1 protein-coding gene and 1 pseudogene are annotated in these 22,957 nt (G+C 74.3%); both read right to left on the reverse strand.

The window, feature by feature from the left end; all coding sequences use genetic code 11:
• Positions 1–121: 121 nt before the first annotated feature.
• Positions 122–13,306: pseudogene (locus BLW86_RS33080) on the reverse strand (amino acid adenylation domain-containing protein); the annotation flags it as partial.
• Positions 13,307–13,454: 148 nt separating this feature from the next.
• Positions 13,455–22,874 (reverse strand): type I polyketide synthase, encoded by a 9,420-nt coding sequence (locus BLW86_RS43425; RefSeq protein WP_093877426.1) that lies wholly within the window; start codon positions 22,872–22,874, stop codon positions 13,455–13,457.
• Positions 22,875–22,957 lie beyond the last annotated feature (83 nt).

Below are 22,957 nucleotides of genomic sequence, written 5' to 3' on the forward strand. Positions count from 1 at the left end.
GCCGGCTTGATCAATTCGCATTCCGATTGTCCTCACTCCTTGTACCTGGCCCCCGCCGGACCCGCAGGACCGGTCCGGGGGACCGGCCGGGCCGCCCGCTCGGCGGCCCGGCCGGTTCGGGTCAGTGCGCGTCGAGGGCGCGGCGCAGCTCGCCGGCCAGGACGCGCAGCCGCTCGCCCCGCATCACCGTGTAGTGGTCGCCGGGTACGTCGACGAGGGTGGCGTCACCGGGGAAGTACCGCATCCAGCGGGACGCGGTCCCGACCGTCGCACCGCCGTCCGCCGCCCGCAGCGACACCACTCGCCCGGCGAACGCGCGGGGCGTGTGGCACAGCAGGGCCCGGTAGTTGTTCCGGAACCGGTCGACGATGCCGCTCAGCGTGTCGAGGTCGATGTCCTCGGACAGCGTCCCCGCCGCCCGCGCCTCCGTGTGCAGCACCCGCACCGGCGGGCGGCCGTCGAAGGACTCGGGCGACAGCTCCCAGTCCACACCGGCGAGCCCCGCCAGGTCCCGGGCGAACCAGGACAGCAGCGTCTCGTCGGAGACGGGCGCCCCCTCGGCCGGCCCGGGCTCCACCATCAGGTCGATCACGGCGAGCAGCTCCACCTCGGCGCCCGCGGCGGTGAGCTGGGCCGCCATCTCCAGGGCGATCACCCCGCCCATCGACCAGCCGCCGAGCCGGTACGGACCGTCCGGCAGCGCCTCGCGGACCGCCGCGACGTAGTGCGCGGCCATGGCCCCGACGCTGGTCAGCTCGGTGTCCGGCAGCTGCAGCGCGTAGAACGGCTGGTCGTCGCCGAGGAGTTCGGCGAGCTCCGCGTAGCAGAGCACGTCACCGCCCACCGGGTGCACGAACACCAGGGGAGTCCGCGAACCGCTCGTACGCACCGGTACCAGCGCCTTGCGGCCCTCCTCGCCGCTGTCGGCCTCCCGGACCGCCTGGGCGAGCAGCTCGATGGTCGGCCGGGCGAAGAGGGTGGACAGCGGCAGACTGCGGCCCAGACCGCGGGCGATCCTGGCCATGAGGCGTACCGCGAGGAGCGAGTCGCCGCCGAGGTCGAAGAAGCTCGCGGTCACCCCGATCTCGGACACCCCGAAGAACTCCGCCCAGATCTCCGCGAGCCGGCGCTCCACCTCGTCGCGGGGCGCGACGAAGCCGGCGCCTTCCGCGGCGACCTCTTCGGGAGCGGGCAGCGCCGCCCGGTTGACCTTGCCGTTGTCGCTGAGCGGCAGCTCGTCCAGGACGAGGACGCGCTGCGGCACCAGGTGCGAGGGGACCACCTGCCGCAGCGCCTCGGTGATCTGCTGCTCGGTGTCGTCGCGCCCCTCGTCGAGGACGACGTACGCGATCAGCCGCTTGGGGCCGTGCTGTTCGCCCGCCGCGACGACGGCCGCGCTGCGCACGCCCTCGCACTGGGTGAGAGCGGCCTCCACCTCGCCCAGCTCGATCCGGTAGCCCTGGATCTTCACCTGGGAGTCCAGCCGGCCGAGGAACTCGATGGTGCCGTCCGGCAGGAAGCGTCCCATGTCGCCGGTGCGGTAGAGACGCTCGCCGGTGACCGGGTGGTGCAGGAACGCGGCGCGGGTCTTCGCCTCGTCGTTCAGGTAGCCGCGGGCCAGACCGACCCCGGCGATGTAGAGGTCGCCCGGCACCCACACGGGGCAGGGCCGCATCGCGCCGTCGAGCACGTGGAAGCGCTGGTTACGCATCGCCTTGCCGTACGGGATGCTCACGCAGTCGTCCGGGACGTCGCCGATCGGGTGCAGGATCGACCAGATCGACGCCTCCGTGGCACCGCCGAGGCTCCACAGCTCCGCGTCCGGCAGCAGCAGCCGGATCCGGCCGGGCAGCGACACGGGTATCCAGTCGCCGCTCATCATGACCAGGCGCACCGGCAGCCCGGTGAGCCCGTTCGACAGGGCGTGCTCGGTGAACATCTCCATCAGCGCGGGCACGCTGTTCCAGATGGTCACCCCGTGCTCGCGGACGAGCTCCGCCCAGCGGGCGGGCTCGCGGTGCGCCGCCGGCTCCGGCAGGACCAGGGCACCGCCCACCGAGAGCAGTCCGAAGACGTCGTAGACCGACAGGTCGAAGTGCATCGCGGACAGTCCGAGGGCCCGGTCCGCCGCGGTGACGCCGTAGCGCTCGTTGACGTCGACCACCGTGTTCAGGGCCGCGCCGTGCTCGATCATCACGCCCTTGGGCAGCCCGGTGGAGCCCGAGGTGAAGATCACGTACGCGAGGTCGCCGGGCTTGGCGCCCGACTCCCCGAGCGGGGCCTCCGCCCCCTCGTCGTCGGCCCGCACCACGGTCCTGGCCACACCCTGCGGCCAGTCCGCCGTGTCCTCCACCCACGGCTGGGTGACGACCCGGCTGATCCCCGCGCTCTCGAGCAGCACGTGCAGCCGCTCGACGGGCACCCGGGCGTCGATCGGGACGTACGCCGCCCCGGCCCGCAGGATGCCGAGCGCCGCGACGACCTGCTCCCAGCCCTTGTCCATCACGATCGCCACCAGGTCGCCGGGACCGGCGCCCTGGACGCGCAGCGCGTGCCCCACCTGGTTGGACCTGCGGTCGAGGTCCCCGTACGTCAGGGTCAGCGCCCGCGAGATGACGGCGGGCGCGTCGGGCGTGGCCGCGGCCCGGGCGAGCACCGCGTCGTGCAGCAGCCCGTCGGGCACGGGCCCGTCGGTGTCGTTGGCCTCGGCCCGTACGTCCAGATCGGCCGTCGGCACGAGCGCCGGCCTGGGCCGCCGCCACGCCTCCGGGTCGCGGCACAGCTCGTGCAGCAACCGCTGGTACGCGGCGAACATGGCGTCCACGCAGCCCGCCGGGAACAGCTCCTCGATCACGTCCCAGTTCAGGACGAGCTCGCCGGCCTCCTCGACCGCCTGGTGGTCCAGCCACACCTGCGGCGTGCGCACCGAGCTGCTCACCTGACGGCCGTTCTCACCGATCCCGGCGAGGTACTGCACGACCCCGCGCTGCTCGGTGTCCTGCCGGCCCGCGAAGTTCACCAGGCTCGTGAAGACCACCGGCGCGGCGGCCCGCACCGACGCGCCCCGCGCCCGGTTCAGCTCCCTGAGCACCTGCACACCGCTGACCTGGCTGTGCTCCATGTCGCTCCACAGCCGGGCCTGCACGTCGTTCGCACGGGTGGCGAACGTGTCGTCGGCCGAGTCGCGGATCTCCAGCATCAGCGTGGTGGAGAAGTTGCCGATGACGTCGCCGACCTGCGGGTGCAGCGGCAGCCGGTTGAAGTACAGCAGGTTCAGGCAGAAGTCGGGCGTGGCGCTCCACTCCGCGATCACCTGCGCGTACGCGGTGCACAGCGCCGCCGAGGGGCTGACCCCGGCCGCCGCCGCGTGCTCCTTGAAGCGGTCCCACTCCTCCTTCGGAAGCGTCGCGCCACGGTGGTTGAACACCGGCCTGTCCAGGCTCGACGGAGCCACCGCGAGCGGCAGCTGGGGCGCGGGCGGCAGGGTGTCCAGCCGGTCCCGCCAGTAGGCGAGCGCCCGGTCGTACTCGGGACCGCCCTCCAGCTCACGGGCCTGCCGGACGTAGTCCCGGTAGCGCAGCTCCAGCTCGGGCAGCTCCTCGCCGCGGTAGTGCGCGGCCCACTCCTTGAACAGGATCGACGTGCTGAAACCGTCGATGATCAGGGCGTCGAAGCCGGCGTGGAGCCGGATCACCCGGTCGTCGATCCGGGTCACCCGCACGTCGAACAGCGGCCAGCGGGCGGTGTCGAAGACCTGGTGCCGCATCTCCTCGTGGACGGCGGTCAGCGCGGCCTCGCGCTCGTCCCCGGCCAGGTGGGAGACGTCCGTCTCACGGATCACATAGGCCGGCACCTCGCGCTGGACGCGCTGCTCGCCCTCGGCGGTGAAGACGGCCCGCAGCATGTCGTGACGCTCGATCATCGCCCGGAAGGACGCGCCGAGCCGTTCCAGGTCCACCTGCTCCAGGTCGATCTCGATCTGGAAGTAGGTGGAGGTGTTGCCGAGCTCGAAGGCGTCGCCCCGGCCGACGAGGTACGCCTGCTGGAGATCGGTCAGACCGAACGGCTCGTAGCGTTCCGCGTCGTCGCCGGAAACGGCGACGATTTCGCCGTCGGTTCCCGGCGTCTCCGCCTCCGTACCGGCGCCGAGGGAGTCGAGCACGTCCCCGGCGATGTCCTCGGTGCTGCGGCCGTTCAGGAACGCCGTCATCGGCAGCAGGACGTCAAGCTCCTTGTTCAGCGACGTCCGGATCTTCATCGCGATCAGCGAGTCCAGGCCGAGCGCCTGCAGCGACTGCCCGGCGTCGAGCCGGGCCGCCACGGTGCCGAGCGCCTGGGCGACGGTCCGCGTCACGAGGGCACGCACCGCTTCGGGTGCCACCTCAGGCGCTTCGACCAGAGCCGGGGCCGGGGCCGGGGCCGGAGCCGGAGCCGCGGGCGTCGGGACCGTGGTCCGTCGCCGCGGTTCGGACACGACCGGGGCGACGCGCTCGACCGCCGGCGCCCGGTCGGCCGCGGGCTCCGCCGCCGGCCGGCTCAGGGCCGGGACGAAGCGCACGCCGCAGGCCTCGGCGACCGGCCGGCCCTGCGCGGTGACGAGCCGGATACGCGCCCGGGTGCCGTCCTCGAACAGTTCGGCATGACATCGAAGCCCGTCCTGGGCGTCGCCGCGGTCGTAGTGCACGAAGCGGTCGAGACCGGCCGGCACGAGCGCCGGGCCGTCCATCGGGAAGCAGGCCAGCGCCGTCTGGAACATGGCGTCGACCAGGCCGGGGTGGATCAGGTAGCACTCCGCCTCGCCGGGCAGGGCGGCCCGGATCTCGGCCGTGGCCTCGCCCCGGCCGAGCCGGATCCGCTCCACCCAGCGGGCGGCGGAGCCCAGATACAGGGCGCGCTGCCACAGCAGCCGGTACAGCTCGTCGCCCGTCAGCTCGCGGCCCGAACCCACCGACGCGAACGCCACCGTGGGAGCGACCGGCGCACCGGACGTGGCCCGGCCCTGCGCGTGCAGCTGCCAGCCGCCGGCCGCGTCCTGCGCGTAGTAGCGGAACCGGTCCGCGTCCACGATGAGTTGGGCGGCGCGCTCGTCACCGGCCGTCGACGGGTCGATGCCGACCGGTTCCAGCACCAGATCGACGGGGAGCTCCAGGTCCTCCACGGACACCGGGCCCGGCCCGGCGAGTTCGGTGACCGCCTCGATCAACGACTCCACGAGCACACCGGCGCTGACCACCGGACGTCCGCCGACCACGAAGTCACCGAGGCAGGGGTGCGCCACGGCGTCGAGCCGGGGGGCGAACTGCGCCTGGGCGAGCGGCGACGACGGCAGTCGTACGCCCAGCAGGTCACCCTGCTCGGCAGGCTGCTCCGAGGCTCGCGCCTCGCTGCGCGGAGCGGCGACGGGCTCGTTCCGCAGCCAGTAGTGCTGGCGCTGGAAGGGGTAGGAGGGCAGTTCGACGATCTGGGCGTCGTAGGGGGCGAGCAGGATGGGCCAGTCGATGGTGGCGCCGTGGGACCAGGCTTCGGCGGCGGATTCGACGAAGCGGTCGAGGGTGCCGGTGTTGCGGTGGAGGGTGCCGACGACGGCTCCGGTGTCGCCGAGGGTCTCGGTGATGCCGGAGACGAGGACGGGGTGGGCGCTGACCTCGACGAAGACGACGTCGGGGGCGGCGAGTTGTTCGACGACGTCGGCGAGCCTGACCTTGCTGCGGAGGTTGCGGAACCAGTACGCCGAGTCCAGCTCGGCCGTGTCCAGGACGGCACCGGTCACCGTGGAGTGGAAGGCGATCCGGCCCGACTGCGGGGTGACGTCCTTGAGCTCGGTGGCGAGGGTGTCGCGGATCTCGTCGACGTGGGCGGAGTGGGAGGCGTAGTCCACGGGGATGCGGCGAGCCCATACTCCGGACGCCTCGCACTGGGCGAGGAGCTCGTCCAGGGCTTCGGGCTGTCCGGCCACGACGGTGGACGAGGGGCCGTTGACCGCCGCGACGGAGATGCGCCCGCTCCACGGGACGAGGAGTTCCTCCGCCTGCGCCTCCGGAACGCTCAGGGAGGCCATGCCTCCGCCGCCGGAGAGTACGCGCAGGGCCTTGGAGCGCAGGGCGACGACGCGGGCGCCGTCCTCCAGGGACAGACCGCCGGCGACGACGGCTGCGGCGATCTCGCCCTGGGAGTGCCCCACGACCGCCGTCGGGTTCACACCGGCGGCGCGCCACAGGGCGGCCAGGCCGACCATCATCGCCCAGGAGGCGGGCTGGACAACGTCCACCCGGTCCAGACCCGGAGCGCCGTCCTCACCGCGCAGCACCGCGGTCAGGGACCAGTCGACGAAGGGGGTCAGGGCGGTCTCGCAGGCGGCGATGACGCGGGCGAACTCGGGTGAGGAGTCGAGCAGGGCCGTGGCCATGCCCACCCACTGCGAACCCTGACCGGGGAACACGAAGACGACAGGAGCGCCGGACGTCCGGCCCGGCTTCGCACCGGAGACGGCCGCGGTCACGGCAGTGAGCTCGCCGGAGGCCAGGGCGTCCAGGCCCGCGAGCAGCCCGTCCCGCCCGTCGCCGCCGGGCAGCACGGCCCGTGACTCGAAGGCGGAGCGCCCGGTGGCCAGGGAGAGCGCCACGTCGGCGGGGCCGAGCTCCGGCCGTGCCCGCACGTATGCGGCCAGCTGTCCGGCGGCCTCGGCCAGTGCGTCCGGCGTACGGGCCGACACCAGCCACGGCAGGCCCGCGCCCTCCAGTCCGGTCACGTCGTCCGGAGTCGCGTCGTCCGTGGACTGCTCGGCCGGGGCCTCGGCGAGGATGACGTGGGCGTTGGTGCCGCTGATGCCGAAGGAGGAGACGCCGGCGCGCCGGATCCTGCCCTCTTCGGCGGGCCAGGGGCGCGGTTCGGTGAGGACCTCGACGCCGCCGGCGGCCCAGTCGACGAGCTTGCTGGGCGTGCCGACGTTGAGGGAGGCGGGCAGTTCGCCGTGGCGCAGGGCCATGACCATCTTGATGATCCCGCCGACACCGGCGGCGGCCTGCGCGTGTCCCAGGTTGGACTTCAGGGAGCCCAGCATCAGAGGCCGGTCCTCGCGCTCCTTGCCGTACGTGGCGAGGAGGGCCTGTGCCTCGATGGGGTCGCCGAGGACCGTGCCCGTGCCGTGCGCCTCGACGGCGTCGACGCCGGAGAAGGTGACGCCGGCGTCCTGCACGGCGGCGCGGATGACGCGCTCCTGGGCGGGGCCGCTGGGTGCGGTGAGGCCGTTGGAGGCGCCGTCCTGGTTCACGGCCGAACCGGCCACCACCGCAAGGACGTTGTGTCCGAGCCGGCGGGCGTCCGAGAGCCGTTCGATGACGAGGACGCCGACGCCCTCGGCCCAGGCGGTGCCGTCCGCGTCCGCGGAGAACGACTTGCAGCGGCCGTCCGCCGCGAGACCCCGCTGACGCGAGAACTCGATGAAGGTGTTCGGGGTGGACATCACCGCGGCGCCGCCGGCGAGCGCCAGCGAGCACTCGCCCGACCGCAGGGCACGGACCGCCAGATGCAGGGCGACCAGCGACGACGAGCACGCCGTGTCCACCGTCAGGGCCGGACCCTGCAGGCCCAGGGTGTAGGCCACCCGGCCGGTGGCGACGCTGCCGGCGGTGCCGGTCAGGAAGTGGCCCTCGGCCTCCTCCGGAAGCCGGCCGCCACCGCCGTAGTCGTGGTACATCACACCGGCGAACACCCCGGTGTCGCTGCCGTGCAGCGATCCGGGCGTGATGCCGGACCGTTCCAGGGCCTCCCAGGACACTTCGAGAAGGAGTCGCTGCTGCGGGTCCATCGCCAGCGCCTCGCGCGGCGAGATCCCGAAGAAGGCGGGGTCGAACTCGGCGGCCTCGTGGAGGAACCCGCCGTGCCGGACGTACGACGTGCCGGCGTGGTCCGGGTCGGGGTGGAAGAGGTTGTCGAGGTCCCAGCCCCGGTCGGACGGGAACTCCGAGATGACGTCGCGCTGTTCGGCGACGACCCGCCACAGCGCCTCGGGCGAGTCCACCCCGCCCGGGAAGCGGCAGCCCATGCCGACGATGACGATCGGGTCGTCGTCCGTACGCGGGACGACGGGGACGACGGGCCGTGCGGGGGCGCTCTCGGCACGCTCCCGCGCGAGCGCGAGCGTGAAGTCGACGACGGCGGTCGGCGTGGGGTGGTCGAAGACCAGGGTCGCCGGAAGACGCAGGCCGGTCGCGGAGTTGAGGCGGTTGCGCAGCTGGACCGCGAGCAGCGAGTCGATGCCGAAGCTCTTGAACGGCTGGTCCGGGTCGATCCCGTCCGCCGACTCGCTGCCGATGACCGAGGCGAGCTGGGTGCGGACGAGGTCGAGCAGCAGACGGCGGCCCTCCTCCTCGGACAGCCGGCCGAGCTTGCGGCGCAGACCGGACTCGCCGGCCCGCCGCTGCGGGACCCGCACCAGGGAGCGCAGCACCGGGGACAGCGTCCCGGCGAGCGCGTCGGAGCGCAGCGCGGCCGGGTCGAGGCGGGCCGGTACGAGCAGCGGGCTGTCGTCGGCGAGCGCCCGGTCGAGGAGTTCGAGGCCCTGCTCGGTGGAGAGCGGGGCGATGCCCCGCGTCGAGAGGGTGTCGTCGTCCAAGTGGCCGGTGAGGCCGGTGCGTTCGGCCCACAAGCCCCAGGCGAGCGAGGTGGCGGGACGGCCGGCGGCGCGGCGGCGGGCGGCGAGCGCGTCGAGGAAGACGTTGCCCGCCGCGTAGTTGGCCTGGCCCGGGTTGCCGAGCACGCCGGCGACCGAGGAGAACAGGACGAAGGCCGCGAGGTCGTGGTCGGCGGTCAGTTCGTCGAGGTGGGCCGCGGCGTCGACCTTGGGCCGCAGGACGGCCGCGAGCCGGTCCTCGGTGAGCGACTCGACGACGCCGTCGTCGAGAAGACCCGCGGTGTGGACGACGGCGGTGAGCCGCACGCCGGTCAGCAGCTTCGCGAGCGCGTCGCGGTCGGCGGTGTCACAGGCCGCGAGGGTGACCTCGGCGCCCAAGGCGGTCAGCTCGGCGGAGAGTTCCCGGGCGCCGGGGGCGTCCGCGCCGCGGCGGCTGACCAGGAGCAGACGGCGGGCGCCGTGCTCGGTGACGAGGTGACGCGCGACCGACGCGCCGAGCACACCGGTGCCGCCGGTGACGAGCACGGTGCCGTCCGGGTCGAGCGGGGTGACACCGGCCGGGTCGGCGGCGGAGGTGTGCCGGACCAGCCGGGGGACGAGGAGCGCGCCCGCCCGCAGGGCGAGCTGGGGCTCGGTGAGCACGGCGCCGGGCACGGTGCCGGCCTCGTGCGACCCGTCCGAGTCCAGCAGGGCGAAACGGTCGGGGTGCTCGGACTGGGCGGTCCTGATCAGGCCCCACACGGTGGCCTGGGCGGGGTCGTCGACCACGGGGCCGGCGGCGCCGTCGGTCAGTACCAGTAGGCGGGAGCCGGCGAAGCGGGCCTCGGCCAGCCACTCCTGGACCAGGCCGAGCGCCCAGCGCGCCGCCTGATGGGCGGCCTCGGCGAGGCCGGTTCCCGTGCTGTCGGAGTCCTGCGGCGAACCGGGACATCGGGCGGTGGCCGGACATCGTACGGCGACCACCTGCGGCACGACGTCCGGGACGTCGGCCAGGTCCGCGACCAGCCACACGTCGACCTCGGCCGTCGTGGCGGCGACCGGCTGCCACTCGACGCGGAACAGCGAGTCGACGCCCCGGCCGGCGGACAGGTCCGCCGTGAACGGCCGCATCGTGACGGACTCCGCCGACAGCACGGGCTTCCCCCCGCCGTCGGTGACGCGCAGGGCCACCCCGTCCTCGCCCCGCGGGGTGAGCCACACCCGCAGGGCGTCCGCGCCGTCCGTGTAGCGGGTGACGCCGGACCAGGAGAAGGGCAGGACGGTGCCGCCGTCCTCGCGGAGCAGACCGACCGCGTGCAGGGCCGCGTCCAGGACCGCCGGGTGCACCCCGAAGGTCGTGGCGTCCAGCTCGGCGGGCAGGCCGACCTCGGCGAAGACGTCACGGCCGGAGCGCCAGGCGGCCCGCAGGCCCTGGAAGGCGGGGCCGTAGTCGTAGCCCGCCTCCGTGAGGGTGTCGTAGCGGCTCTCGACGTCGATCTCCTGGGCGCCGGGCGGCGGCCACTCGGCGAGGTCGAAGTCCGCGGTGGCGTCGTCGAGGTCGAGCACGGCCGCCGCGTGCCGCGTCCACGGGGCGCCCGCGTCGGCGTCCTGCGGCCGGGAGTGCACGGCCAGCTCCCGCTGCCCGTTCGCGGCCGGCGGCTCGACGGTCACCCGCAGCTGTACGGCTTCGCCGGGCGGAAGCACCAGCGGCGCCTGGAGGGTGAGTTCGGCGAGCCGTCGCCGGCCCACTCGCGCGCCCACGGCCATCGTGAGCTCCAGGAAGGCGGTGCCGGGCAGCAGCACGGTGCCGTGCACGGCGTGATCGGCGAGCCACGGCTGCGTGTCGAGGGCGAGCCGCCCCGTGTACACCAGCCGGTCCTCCTCGACCAGCTCCACCACGGCGCCGAGCAGAGGGTGCCCGGCCGAGGCCAGACCGAGCCCACGGGCGTCGGTCGAAGCCGGCTCGGGCTCCAGCCAGTAACGCTGGCGCTGGAAGGGGTAGGAGGGGAGTTCGACGGCGTGCGCGCGGTAGGGCCGAAGGACGGCTGGCCAGTCGATGGTGATGCCGTGGGACCAGGCTTCGGCGGCGGATTCGACGAAGCGGTCGAGGGTGCCGGTGTTGCGGTGGAGGGTGCCGACGACGGCTCCGGTGTCGCCGAGGGTCTCGGTGATGCCGGAGACGAGGACGGGGTGGGCGCTGACCTCGACGAAGACGACGTCGGGGGCGGCGAGTTGTTCGACGACGTCGGCGAGCCTGACCTTGCTGCGGAGGTTGCGGAACCAGTAGGCCCCGTCGAGCTCGGCGGTGTCGAGTACGGCCCCGGTGACGGTGGAGTGGAAGGCGATCCGGCCCGACTGCGGGGTGACGTCCTTGAGCTCGGTGGCGAGGGTGTCGCGGATCTCGTCGACGTGGGCGGAGTGGGAGGCGTAGTCCACGGGGATGCGGCGAGCCCATACTCCGGACGCCTCGCACTGGGCGAGGAGCTCGTCCAGGGCTTCGGGCTGTCCGGCCACGACGGTGGACGAGGGGCCGTTGACCGCCGCGACGGAGATGCGCCCGCTCCACGGGACGAGGAGTTCCTCCGCCTGCGCCTCCGGAACGCTCAGGGAGGCCATGCCTCCGCCGCCGGAGAGTACGCGCAGGGCCTTGGAGCGCAGGGCGACGACGCGGGCGCCGTCCTCCAGGGACAGACCGCCGGCGACGACGGCTGCGGCGATCTCGCCCTGGGAGTGTCCGACCACGGCGACCGGGTTGACGCCGGCGGCGCGCCACAGGGCGGCGAGGCCGACCATCATGGCCCAGGAGGCGGGCTGGACCACGTCGACGCGGTCGAGGCCGGGGGCGTTCTCGTCGCCGCGCAGGACTGCCGTGAGCGACCAGTCGACGAAGGGGGTCAGGGCGGTCTCGCAGGCGGCGATGACGCGGGCGAACTCGGGTGAGGAGTCGAGCAGGGCCGTGGCCATGCCCACCCACTGCGAACCCTGACCGGGGAAGACGAACACGGCGCGGGAGGAGGACACGCCGTTCTCGCCGTCTACCTCACGGGAGGCCAGGGCGTCCAGGCCCGCGAGCAGCCCGTCCCGCCCGTCGCCGCCGGGCAGCACGGCCCGTGACTCGAAGGCGGAGCGCCCGGTGGCCAGGGAGAGCGCCACGTCGGCGGGGCCGAGCTCCGGCCGTGCCCGTACGTATGTGGCCAGCTGTCCGGCGGCCTCGGCCAGTGCGTCCGGCGTACGGGCCGACACCAGCCACGGCAGCGCCGTGCCGTCCAGCCGGAGGCCGTCGTCGGACGTCGTGTCCTCGACCGGTGCGTCGGCCGGGGCCTCGGCGAGGACGACGTGGGCGTTGGTGCCGCTGATGCCGAAGGAGGAGACGCCGGCGCGCCGGATCCTGCCCTCTTCGGCGGGCCAGGGGCGCGGTTCGGTGAGGATCTCGACGCCGCCGTTGTCCCAGTCGACGAGCTTGCTGGGCGTGCCGACGTTGAGGGAGGCGGGCAGTTCGCCGTGGCGCAGGGCCATGACCATCTTGATGATCCCGCCGACACCGGCGGCGGCCTGGGCGTGTCCGAGGTTGGACTTCAGGGACCCGAGCATCAGAGGCCGGTCCTCGCGCTCCTTGCCGTACGTGGCGAGGAGGGCCTGCGCCTCGATGGGGTCGCCGAGGACCGTGCCCGTGCCGTGCGCCTCGACCGCGTCGACGCCGGAGAAGGTGACGCCGGCGTCCTGTAGGGCGGCGCGGATGACGCGTTCCTGGGCGGGGCCGCTGGGTGCGGTGAGGCCGTTGGAGGCGCCGTCCTGGTTGACGGCCGAACCGGCCACCACCGCAAGGACGTTGTGGCCCAGCCGGCGGGCGTCCGAGAGCCGTTCGACGACGAGGACGCCGACGCCCTCGGCCCAGGCGGTGCCGTCCGCGTCCGCCGAGAAGGACTTGCACCGGCCGTCCGGTGCGAGCCCCCGCTGCTGGGAGAACTCCACGAAGATGCCGGGCGTCGACATGACCGTCACACCGCCGGCGAGGGCGAGCGAGCACTCGCCGGAGCGCAGGGCGTTGACCGCCAGGTGCAGGGCGACCAGCGAGGACGAGCACGCCGTGTCCACCGTCAGGGCCGGACCCTGCAGACCCAGCGTGTAGGCGACACGGCCCGACGCCACGCTCGACGTCGTCCCGGTCAGGCCGAACCCGGTGCCGCCCGCGCCCGCCTCGCCGAGACGGGGGCCGTACTCCTGGGCGATGGCGCCGGCGAACACGCCCGTCTGGGTGCCGTGCAGCGATCCGGGCGTGATGCCGGCCCGCTCCAGGGCCTCCCAGGACACTTCGAGAAGGAGCCGCTGCTGCGGGTCCATCGCCAGCGCCTCGCGCGGCGAGATCCCGAAGAAGGCGGGGTCGAACTCGGCGGCTCCGTCCAGGAAGCCGCCGTCGCGCACGTAGGAGGTGCCGGAGTGGGCCGGGTCGGGGTGGTAGAGGCCGTCGAGGTCCCAGCCCCGGTCGGTCGGCAGGCCCGAGATGACGTCGCGCCGCTCGGCGACGACCCGCCACAGCGCCTCGGGCGAGTCCACCCCGCCCGGGAAGCGGCAGCCCATGCCGACGATCACGATCGGGTCGTTGGTGCCCGCCTCCAGTTCACGGACCCGCTGACGGGACTGGTGGAGGTCGACGGTGAGGCGCTTGAGGTATTCGACGAGTTTGTCGTTGTCCGGTGTTGTCATGGTGATGATGCCCCCGTAGGCGTCGTGGAGCCGTGCGTGCGCGCGGTGCGGGCAGCGCTGCCCGGGGCGGCGTGCCGGAGCACGCCGCGCGCGTCGAACAGGATGAGCAGGGTGAGGGTCCGGCGTCGCGGACGCGGGATCAGAGTTCGGAGTCGATGAACGCGAGGAGTTCGTCGACCGAGGCCGACTGGACCCGGGCGGACAGGTCGTCCTCGTCGGGCTGGGTCCGCTGGGCGGGGATCCGGGCCGCCAGCGCCTGGAGCCGCTGGGCGATCTCGGCCCGGACGTCGTCCTGGGTGTCGTCCGGCAGCTCGACGAGCGCCGCCTCCAGCCGGTCGAGTTCGGCCAGGCCGGGGGTGGACGTCGAGCCGGCGGAGTCCACGGCGGATTCCGCTTCGGCCGGGACGAGTTCGGTGCGGAGGTGGGCCACGACCGCCAGCGGGGTCGGGCAGTTGAAGAGGAGGGTGGCGGGCAGCCGCAGACCGGCGGCGGTCTGCAGCCTGTTGCGGAGCTCCACGAGGGTGAGCGAGTCGCAGCCCATGTCCTTGAAGGGCCGGTCGGCGGGGATGCCGGCGGCGGAGGACCGGCCGAGCACGGCGGCGGTCTGCACCCGGACGAGGTCGAGGAGCAGCTCCTCCCGCTCGGCCGGGCTCAGCGCGGCGAGCCGGTCGCGCAGGGTCCCGGTCGCCCGGGGCGCGGCCGCGGCCGGCGAGGCCTGTGCCGGTCGCGGGGCGGCCGGGGCCAGGTCCCGCAGCACGGCGGGCAGTCGGTCGCCGAGGGCGCCGAGCGCGGACCGGTCGATCGGTGCGGGAACGAGCGCGGGGGAGTCCACGCGCAGTGCCGCGTCGAGCAGGGCCAGGCCCTCGGCCCGGTCGATGGGCGCGAGGCCGGTCCGGGCGATCCGTACCCGGTCGGCCTCGGACAGGGTGCCGGCCATTCCGGCGGCGCCCGGCCTTCCCGCGGTGTCCGCCCACATGCCCCAGGCCAGGGACAGCGCCGGGAGCCCCCGCGCCGCGCGGTGCTGGGCCAGGGCGTCCAGGTAGGCGTTGGCCGCGGCGTAGTTGCCCTGGCCGGCGCCGCCGATGACGCCCATGACGGAGGAGAAGAGGACGAAGGCCGCGAGGTCCTGGTCGGCGGTCAGCTCGTGCAGGTGCCGGGCCGCGGTGGCCTTGGCGGCGAGCACGGTGTCGAGGCGCTCGGGGGTGAGCGCCGTGATCACGCCGTCGTCGAGCACTCCTGCGGCATGGACGACGGCGGTGAGCCGCACGCCGGTCAGCAGCTTCGCGAGCGCGTCGCGGTCGGCGGTGTCACAGGCCGCGAGGACGACCTCCGCACCCGACGCGCCGATCTCGGCGGCCAGTTCCTCCGCACCGGGTGCGTCGGCGCCGCGACGGCTGACCAGGAGCAGACGGCGGGCGCCGTGCTCGGTGACCAGGTGCCGCGCGACCAGTCCGCCGAGGGCACCGGTGGCACCGGTGACCAGGACCGTACCCTCCGGGTCGAGGGCGGCGGGCAGGGTGAGGACGACCTTGCCGACGTGGCGTGCCTGGCTGACGTACCGGAAGGCCTCCGGTGCCCGGCGGACGTCCCAGGTGCTCACCGGCAGCGGCGTCAGGGCCCCCGACGACAGCAGGCCCATGACAGCCGTGAGCATCTCGCCGATCCGCTCGGCCGGCTCCTGGAGCAGGTCGAAGAAGCGGTAGTCCACCCCGGGGTGCCCGGCCGCGATCAGTGCCGGGTCGCGCAGATCGGTCTTGCCCATCTCCACGAAGCGGCCGCCGCGCGGCAGCAGCCGCAGGGACGCGTCCACGAACTCGCCGGCGAGGGAGTTCAGTACGACGTCCACGCCGAGGCCCTCGGTGGCCGCGCCGAACGCGGTCTCGAAGTCCAGGGTGCGGGACGACGCCAGGTGCGCCCCTTCCAGGCCCAGGTCGCGCAGGGCGTCCCACTTGCCGGGGCCCGCCGTGCCGTAGACCTCGGCACCCAGGTGCCGGGCCAGCTGGACGGCGGCCATGCCGACGCCGCCCGCGGCGGCGTGGATCAGGACGCGCTCGCCCGAGGTCAGACCGGCGAGGTCGACCAGGGCGTGGTAGGCGGTGAGGAACACGATGGGCGCGGACGCCGCCTGGGCGTACGTCCAGGCGGCGGGCATGACGGCGACCAGCCGGTGGTCGGCGACGGCCGTCGGACCGAACGCCCCGGAGAGCAGGCCCATGACCCGGTCGCCGACGGCGAGACCGGTGACGCCGGGCCCGACCTCGGTGACCACACCGGCTCCTTCGAGACCGAGCGGACCGGGATCGCCGGGGTAGAGGCCCAGCGTGCCCAGGACGTCGCGGAAGTTGACGCCGGCGGCGCGCACGGAGATGCGGACCTCGCCGTCGCCCAGCGGGGCCAGGGCCTCCGGGAAGGGTTCGAGGGCCAGGTGGTCCAGGGTCCCGCGCTCGCGCACCACCATCCGCCAGGCGGCCGTGCCGGCCGGGGGGACCAGGGCGCCGCCGGCCGTCGCCGGACCGATCCGGGGCACGAGCAGGGCCCCGTCCCGTACGGCGAGTTGGGGCTCGGCGCCGAGCAGCGGCAGTGCCGTGCGGCAGTCCTCCGCCGTCTCCACGTCCAGGAGTCCGACCCGTCCGGGGTTCTCGGTCTGCGCCGAGCGGGCCAGACCCCATACGGCCGCGAGGTCGGGGTCCGCGTCGGCGTCCGGCGCCGTGGCCACGGCCGCCCGGGTGACGAGCACCAGGCGGGAGTCGGCGAGCCGGTCGTCGGCCAGCCACGCCTGGAGCAGGGCGAGCGCGCGGTGCACGGCGGGCCCGGTGCCGTCCGCGTGCTCTTCGAGCTCCGCGAGCGGTGCGAGGACCACCTCGGGGGCCGGAAGCCCCGCGTCGAGGGCCTCGCCCAGGGCGGCGAGGTCGGCGTACCGGGGGCCGACGCCCAGGTCGACGGGGCCGAGCGCGGCGGCCGACGGGGACGCCTCCCGCTCCGCGGTGACCGACGGGGACGCCTCGCCCTCCGTGGTGGCCGGCTTCCAGTCCAGGCGGTGGAGCGAGCGCGGGACGGCCACGTCCTCGCTCACCGGGCGCAGGACGAGCTCCTCGACCTCGGCGACGACCGCGTGGGACTCGTCGAGCAGGGTCAGGGACACGGCGTCCGGTCCGGTGCCGTGGATCAGTACGCGGCCGGCACGGACGCCGGGCTGGTGGACGGTCACGCCGCGCCAGGAGAAGGGCAGCAGACGGCGGCCGCCGTCGTCGAGCGCGGTCGTCACGATCGGGTGCAGGGCGGCGTCGAGCAGCGCCGGGTGCAGCCCGTAGGAGGCGGCGTCGGTGACGGAGGCCGGCAGGGCGACCTCGGCGACCAGGTCGGCGCCGTGCCGCCACGCGGCGCGCAGGCCCCGGAAGACCGGGCCGTAGGCGTATCCGGAGGCGGCCAGTTCGTCGTAGCAGCCGTCGACGGGCAGCGGTTCGCCCTCGCCGGCGGGCCGGGCCGCGGCGGGCGCGGAGGCTCCGTCGTGCGGGGCGAGCGCGCCGGTGGCGTGCAGGGCCCACGGCTCGACGGCGCCGTCCGGCGTCTCGGTGCGGGCGTGCACGGTCACCGTCCGCTGCCCGTCCTCGCCGGGCGCGGCCACGACGACCTGCACCTCGGTGCGGCCCTCGTCGGGGATCACCAGGGGGGCGACGAGGGTGAGCTCGGCGACCCGGGGCGCCCCGGTCTCCGCGCCCGCGCGGGCGACGAGTTCGAGGAAGGCGGTGCCGGGCAGCAGGACCGAGCCGAGGACGGCGTGGTCGGCGAGCCAGGGGTGGGTACGGCGGCCGAGCCGGGCGGTCAGGACGGTCTGCCCGGATTCGGCGAGCTCGACGGCGGGGCCGAGCAGCGGGTGCCCGGCCGGTCCTTCGGTGCCGTGGGCGGTCAGCCAGTAGCGCTCCCGCTGGAAGGCGTACGTGGGCAGGGCGGGCGTCCGCCCCGGGCCGAACACGGCCTGCCAGTCCGGGCTCCTGCCGCGGACGTGCAGGGCGCCGAGCGCGGACGCCAGGGTGCGGCGCTCGGACCGGCCGCGGCGCAGCAGCGGCACGAACGCAAGGGCCGAGTCGTCCAGGCAGTCCTGTCCCAGGGCCGACAGCACGCCGTCGGGGCCGAGTTCGAGGAAGGTCCGCATCCCGAGCCCGTGGAGCGCGGCGAGGCCGTCGGACATCCGTACTTCCCGGCGCACCTGCCGCACCCAGTAGTCGGCGGTGACCTCGACGGGCCCGCCGGTGACCGTGGACACCATCGGTACGCGCGGCTCCGCGTACCGCACCGTCGAGGTGACGGCGGCGAACGCGTCGAGCATCCCGTCCATGCGGTGGGAGTGGAAGGCGTGGCTGACGACGAGCCGGCGCGTCTTGCGGCCGGCGGCGGCGAACGTGGCGGCGACCTCTTCGACGGCCTCGACGTCGCCGGAGACGACGACGGCCAGGGGGCCGTTGACTGCGGCGATGCTCACCTCGTGCTCGCGGCCTTCGAGGAGCGTGGCGACCTCGTCCTGCGAGGCCTGGACGGCCGTCATGGCGCCACCGGACGGCAGGGCCTGCATGAGCCGGCCGCGCGCCGTGACCAGGGCACAGGCGTCGGGCAGGGTGAGGATCCCGGCGACGTGGGCGGCGGCGAACTCGCCGATGGAGTGGCCGAGCACGGCGTCGGGGGTCAGGCCCCGGTGCTCCAGGAGCCGGAACAGCGCGACCTGCAGGGCGAAGAGGGCGCACTGGGTGTTCTCGGTGCGGTCGAGCGCCTCGGCGTCGTGGAACATCACGTCGCGGATCGGCGGCGTGCCCGGCACGGCGGCGCGGCAGGCGTCGAGTTCGGCGCACACCGTGTCGAGGGCGGTGGCGAAGACCGGCTCGGACTCGTACAGCTCGCGTCCCATGCCGACGCGCTGGCTGCCCTGCCCGGTGAAGAGGTAGGCGAGACCGTCGTCGGTGCGTGCCGTGCCGACGGCCAGCGCGGAGTGCGGTTCGCCGCGGCCGAGGGCGGCCAGTGCCGCGACGGCCTCCTCGTGGTCCTCGGCGGTGACGGCCGCGCGGTGGTCGAGGGCGGTGCGGGTCGTGGCCAGGGCGCGGCCGAGGTCGCGGTCGGACACCCCGTCGAGGTCGTCGAGGGCGTCGACGAGCGCGGTGGCCTGGGCGCGCAGCGCCGGTTCGGTACGCCCGGACAGCACCCACAGCGGGTTGTCGCCGTCGTCCCCGGAGTCGGCCTGGGGCGTGAGGGGCTCGGCGGGGGCTTCCGCCAGGATGACGTGGGCGTTGGTGCCGCTGATGCCGAAGGAGGAGACGCCGGCGCGCCGGATCCTGCCCTCTTCGGCGGGCCAGGGGCGCGGTTCGGTGAGGACCTCGACGCCGCCGGCGGCCCAGTCGACGAGCTTGCTGGGCGTGCCGACGTTGAGGGAGGCGGGCAGTTCGCCGTGGCGCAGGGCCATGACCATCTTGATGATCCCGCCGACACCGGCGGCGGCCTGGGCGTGTCCCAGGTTGGACTTCAGGGACCCGAGCATCAGCGGCTGACCGTCGCGCTCGCTGCCGTACGTGGCGAGGAGGGCCTGCGCCTCGATGGGGTCGCCGAGGACCGTGCCCGTGCCGTGCGCCTCGACCGCGTCGACGCCGGAGAAGGTGACGCCGGCGTCCTGTAGGGCGGCGCGGATGACGCGCTCCTGGGCGGGGCCGCTGGGTGCGGTGAGGCCGTTGGAGGCGCCGTCCTGGTTGACGGCCGAACCGGCCACCACCGCAAGGACGTTGTGGCCCAGCCGGCGGGCGTCCGAGAGCCGCTCGACGACGAGGACGCCGACGCCCTCGGCCCAGGCGGTGCCGTCCGCGTCCGCCGAGAACGACTTGCAGCGGCCGTCCGCCGCGAGACCCCGCTGACGCGAGAACTCGACGAAGATGCCGGGCGTCGACATGACCGTCACACCGCCGGCGAGGGCGAGCGAGCACTCGCCCGACCGGATGGCGCGGACGGCGAGGTGCAGGGCGACCAGCGAGGACGAGCACGCCGTGTCCACCGTCAGGGCCGGACCCTGCAGACCGAGCGTGTAGGCGACGCGGCCCGACGCCACGCTCGACGTCGTCCCCGTCAGACCGAAACCGGCGGCACCCGCACCCGCCTCGCCGAGCCGCGGACCGTACTCCTGGGCCATGACACCGGCGAACACGCCCGTCTGGGTGCCGCGCAGGGAGTCGGGGGCGATGCCGGCCCGCTCCAGGGCCTCCCAGCACACCTCCAGGTAGGCACGCTGCTGCGGGTCCATCGCCAGCGCCTCGCGCGGCGAGATCCCGAACAGTTCGGCGTCGAACTCCGCGGCGCCTTCGAGGAATCCGCCGTTGCGGACGTAGGTGGTGCCCACGTGCGCGGGGTCGGGGTGGTAGAGGCCGTCGAGGTCCCAGCCCCGGTCGGCCGGGAAGCCCGAGATGACGTCGCGCCGCTCGGCGACGACCCGCCACAGCGCCTCGGGCGAGTCCACCCCGCCCGGGAAGCGGCAGCCGATGCCGACGATCACGACGGGGTCGTCCTCGTCGGTACGGGCCTCGGGCGCCGTCACGGCCTCTTGCGGCGCGTCGGCGAGCAGGACGGCGAGCGCGGCGGGGCTGGGGTGGTCGTACACGACGGTGGTGGGAAGCTTGCGCCCGGTGGCGGTGACGAGCCGGTTGCGCAGCTCGACGACCATCGCCGAGTCGATGCCCAGCTCCTTGAAGGTCCGCCGGGGCTCGACCTCGGCGACGGAGTCGTAGCCGAGCACGGCGGCGGTGTGCGCCCGCACCAGCTCCAGGGCGGCCGGGCCGGTCAGCGAGCGGTTCGGCTCGGCCTCGGGGGCGTCCGCGGTGTCCTCCGGGAGCACCTCGGGCCGCAGCGCCGGCGTCAGGGTCCGGGCGGCGTGGGGCCGCCCGGAGATCCAGTGACGGCGGCGCTGGAAGGCGTACGTCGGCAGCTCGGCGCGCGTGGTGCCGGCGGGCAGGACGGCGGACCAGTCCACCTCCGCGCCGTGGCAGAACGCCTCGCCGAACGCGAGCAGCAGTCGCCGCCGTCCGCCCTCCCCGCGGCGCAGGGTGCCGAGCGCGGCGACCGGCAGGTCGGCGGCCTCCGCGGTCTGCTGGACGGCGAGCGCCAGGACGGGATGCGGGCTCATCTCGATGAACAGCTCGTGCCCGGCGTCCAGGAGCGCCCGCACGACGGGCTCGAACCGCACCGGCTCGCGCAGGTTGCGGTACCAGTAGTCGACGTCCAGCTCGGAGCCGTCGAGGGCGGTGCCGGTCACGGTGGAGTGCAGCGGCACGCTCCCGGCGCGCGGCGCGATCCCGGCCAGCTCGGCCGGCAGCGTGTCGCGCACGGCGTCGACGTGCGGACTGTGCGAGGCGTAGGCGACCGGGACGCGCCGGGTGCGCACGTCCTCGCCGTACCGCGCGGCCAGGGCGTCCAGGTCGTCCCCGTCACCGGCCACCACGGTCATGCCGGGCGAGTTGACGGCGGCCACGCTGAGACGAGGGAATCCGGCCAGGTCGTCGCGGATCCGGTCGGCGGGCAGCGCCACGGTGAGCATGCCGCCGCCGCGCCCGGCGAGCGCGCCGAGGGCGGTGCTGCGTACGGCGATCAGCCGGGCGGCGTCGTCCAGGGTGAGGGCGCCGCTGACGGTGGCGGCGGCGATCTCGCCCTGCGAGTGGCCGACGACCGCGGCGGGTTCGACACCCGCCGCCCGCCACAGCGCGGCGAGTCCGACCATCACGGCCCACAGCGCGGGCTGCACGACGTCGTCGCGGTCGAGGGCGGGCGCGCCGGGGCGTCCGCGCAGCACATCGGTCAGCGACCAGTCGCGGTACGGGCGCAGCGCACGCTCGCAGTCCTCGACGACGCGGGCGAACACGGGGGAGCTGTCGAGGAGTTCCGCGGCCATGCCGGCCCACTGCGAGCCCTGCCCGGGGAAGACGAAGACCGCCTCGCGGACGGTCCGGTGGCTGCTGCCCTCGACCGTGGCCTGGGTGCCCCGGGAGTCGGCGACCGCCTCCAGGGCGGTCAGCAGCTCGTCGCGGTCGGAGCCGGTCAGCACGGCGCGGTGGGTGAAGGCGGTGCGATCGTGGGCTAGGGCCCGGGCGACCTCGGCGACGTCGAGATCCGGACGTTCGGCGAGGTGCTCGCGGAGTCGGGCGGCCTGGGCGCGCAGTGCCTTGTCGCCGCGGCCGGAAATCACCCATGCGACGGCATCGGACGCGTCCGACGCCTTTGTCTCCTCCGGGGTCTCCTCCGGCTTGTTCTCGACGGTCGGGGAGGTGTCTCCCCGCCATTCTCCGAGGACCAGGTGGCAGTTCGTACCACCCATTCCGACCGATGTCACGCCTGCGAAGAGCGGCCCGTCGGGATTCGGCCACGGACCGGTTTCGGTGGCGGCGGCGATCCGTAACTCCTCGAAGGGGATCTGCGGATTGGGAGTGTGATAGTTGAGAGTGGGAACAAGTTCCCGCTCTTCGAGGCAGAGAATCGTCTTGACGAGTCCCGCTATGCCCGCGGCGCCTTCGAGATGGCCGATGTTCGTCTTGACGGATCCGAGGAGAAGCGGGTTATCCGGAGTGCGGGACGAGGCGAATACGGCGCCCAGAGCAGACGCTTCCACGGGATCGCCGACCCGGGTGCCCGAGCCGTGTATTTCGACGTACTGCGCTTTTCCCAGCGGTATACCGGAGTTTTCCCAGGCGTCACGTATGACGCGCTCCTGGGCTTTTCCGTCGGGAGTGGGAAGGGTGTCGCTCGCGCCGTCGCTGCCGACGGCCCCGCCGTGCAGCAGGCAGTGGATGCGGTCCCCGTCGGCGATGGCCCGGCTGAGGAGCTTCAGAACCACCACGCCGCCGCCCTCACCCCGGACGTAGCCGTTCGCCCGGGCGTCGAGGCTGTGACATCGCCCGTCGGGCGAGAGGCTGCCGAAGGCCGCCAGGGCCTGGGTGCTCTCCGGTGCGAGGTTGAGGTTGACGCCGCCGGCCAGCGCCGTCACGGACTCGCCGCGGCGCAGGCTCTCGCAGGCCAGGTGCACCGCGACCAGCGACGACGACTGTGCGCTGTCGACCACCATGCTCGGTCCCTGGAGCCCGAGGACGTAGGAGACCCGGTTGGCGATGATGCCCCGGTGTAAGCCGGTCACCGTGTGCGCGGAGGTGGCTTCGGGGCCGGCCGCGTGGGTGAGGGTCGTGTAGTCGTCGGCGATCGCGCCGACGAAGACGCCGGTGGCGGTGGAGGCGAGCGCGGCCGGGACGATGCGGGCGTCCTCCAGCGCCTCCCAGGCGAGCTCGAGCATCAGTCGCTGCTGCGGGTCCATCGCGGCGGCTTCGCGCGGGGATATGCCGAAGAACTCGGCATCGAAGGCGTCGACGCCGGGCAGAAAACCACCGGGGCGCGACGAGCCGTCGTCCAGGACGCCGAGGTGCGCGCGATCCGCGGGCGGCTCCGCTATGGCATCACGGCCATTCCTGAGCAGATTCCAGAATTCTGCGGGGTTCGCCCCGCCGGGAAAACGGCAGGAAAGCCCGACGACGGCGACGGTCCGGTCGTCCATCTGATCGGACGTCAGGTTTCCCGTCTCGGTTTGTGGTGCTGCCGCCTCAATCTGGGCATGGCGGATCATGGTGTTCTGCTCCC

It is taken from the genome of Streptomyces sp. TLI_105 (genome assembly GCF_900105415.1).
GTDB lineage: Bacteria > Actinomycetota > Actinomycetes > Streptomycetales > Streptomycetaceae > Streptomyces.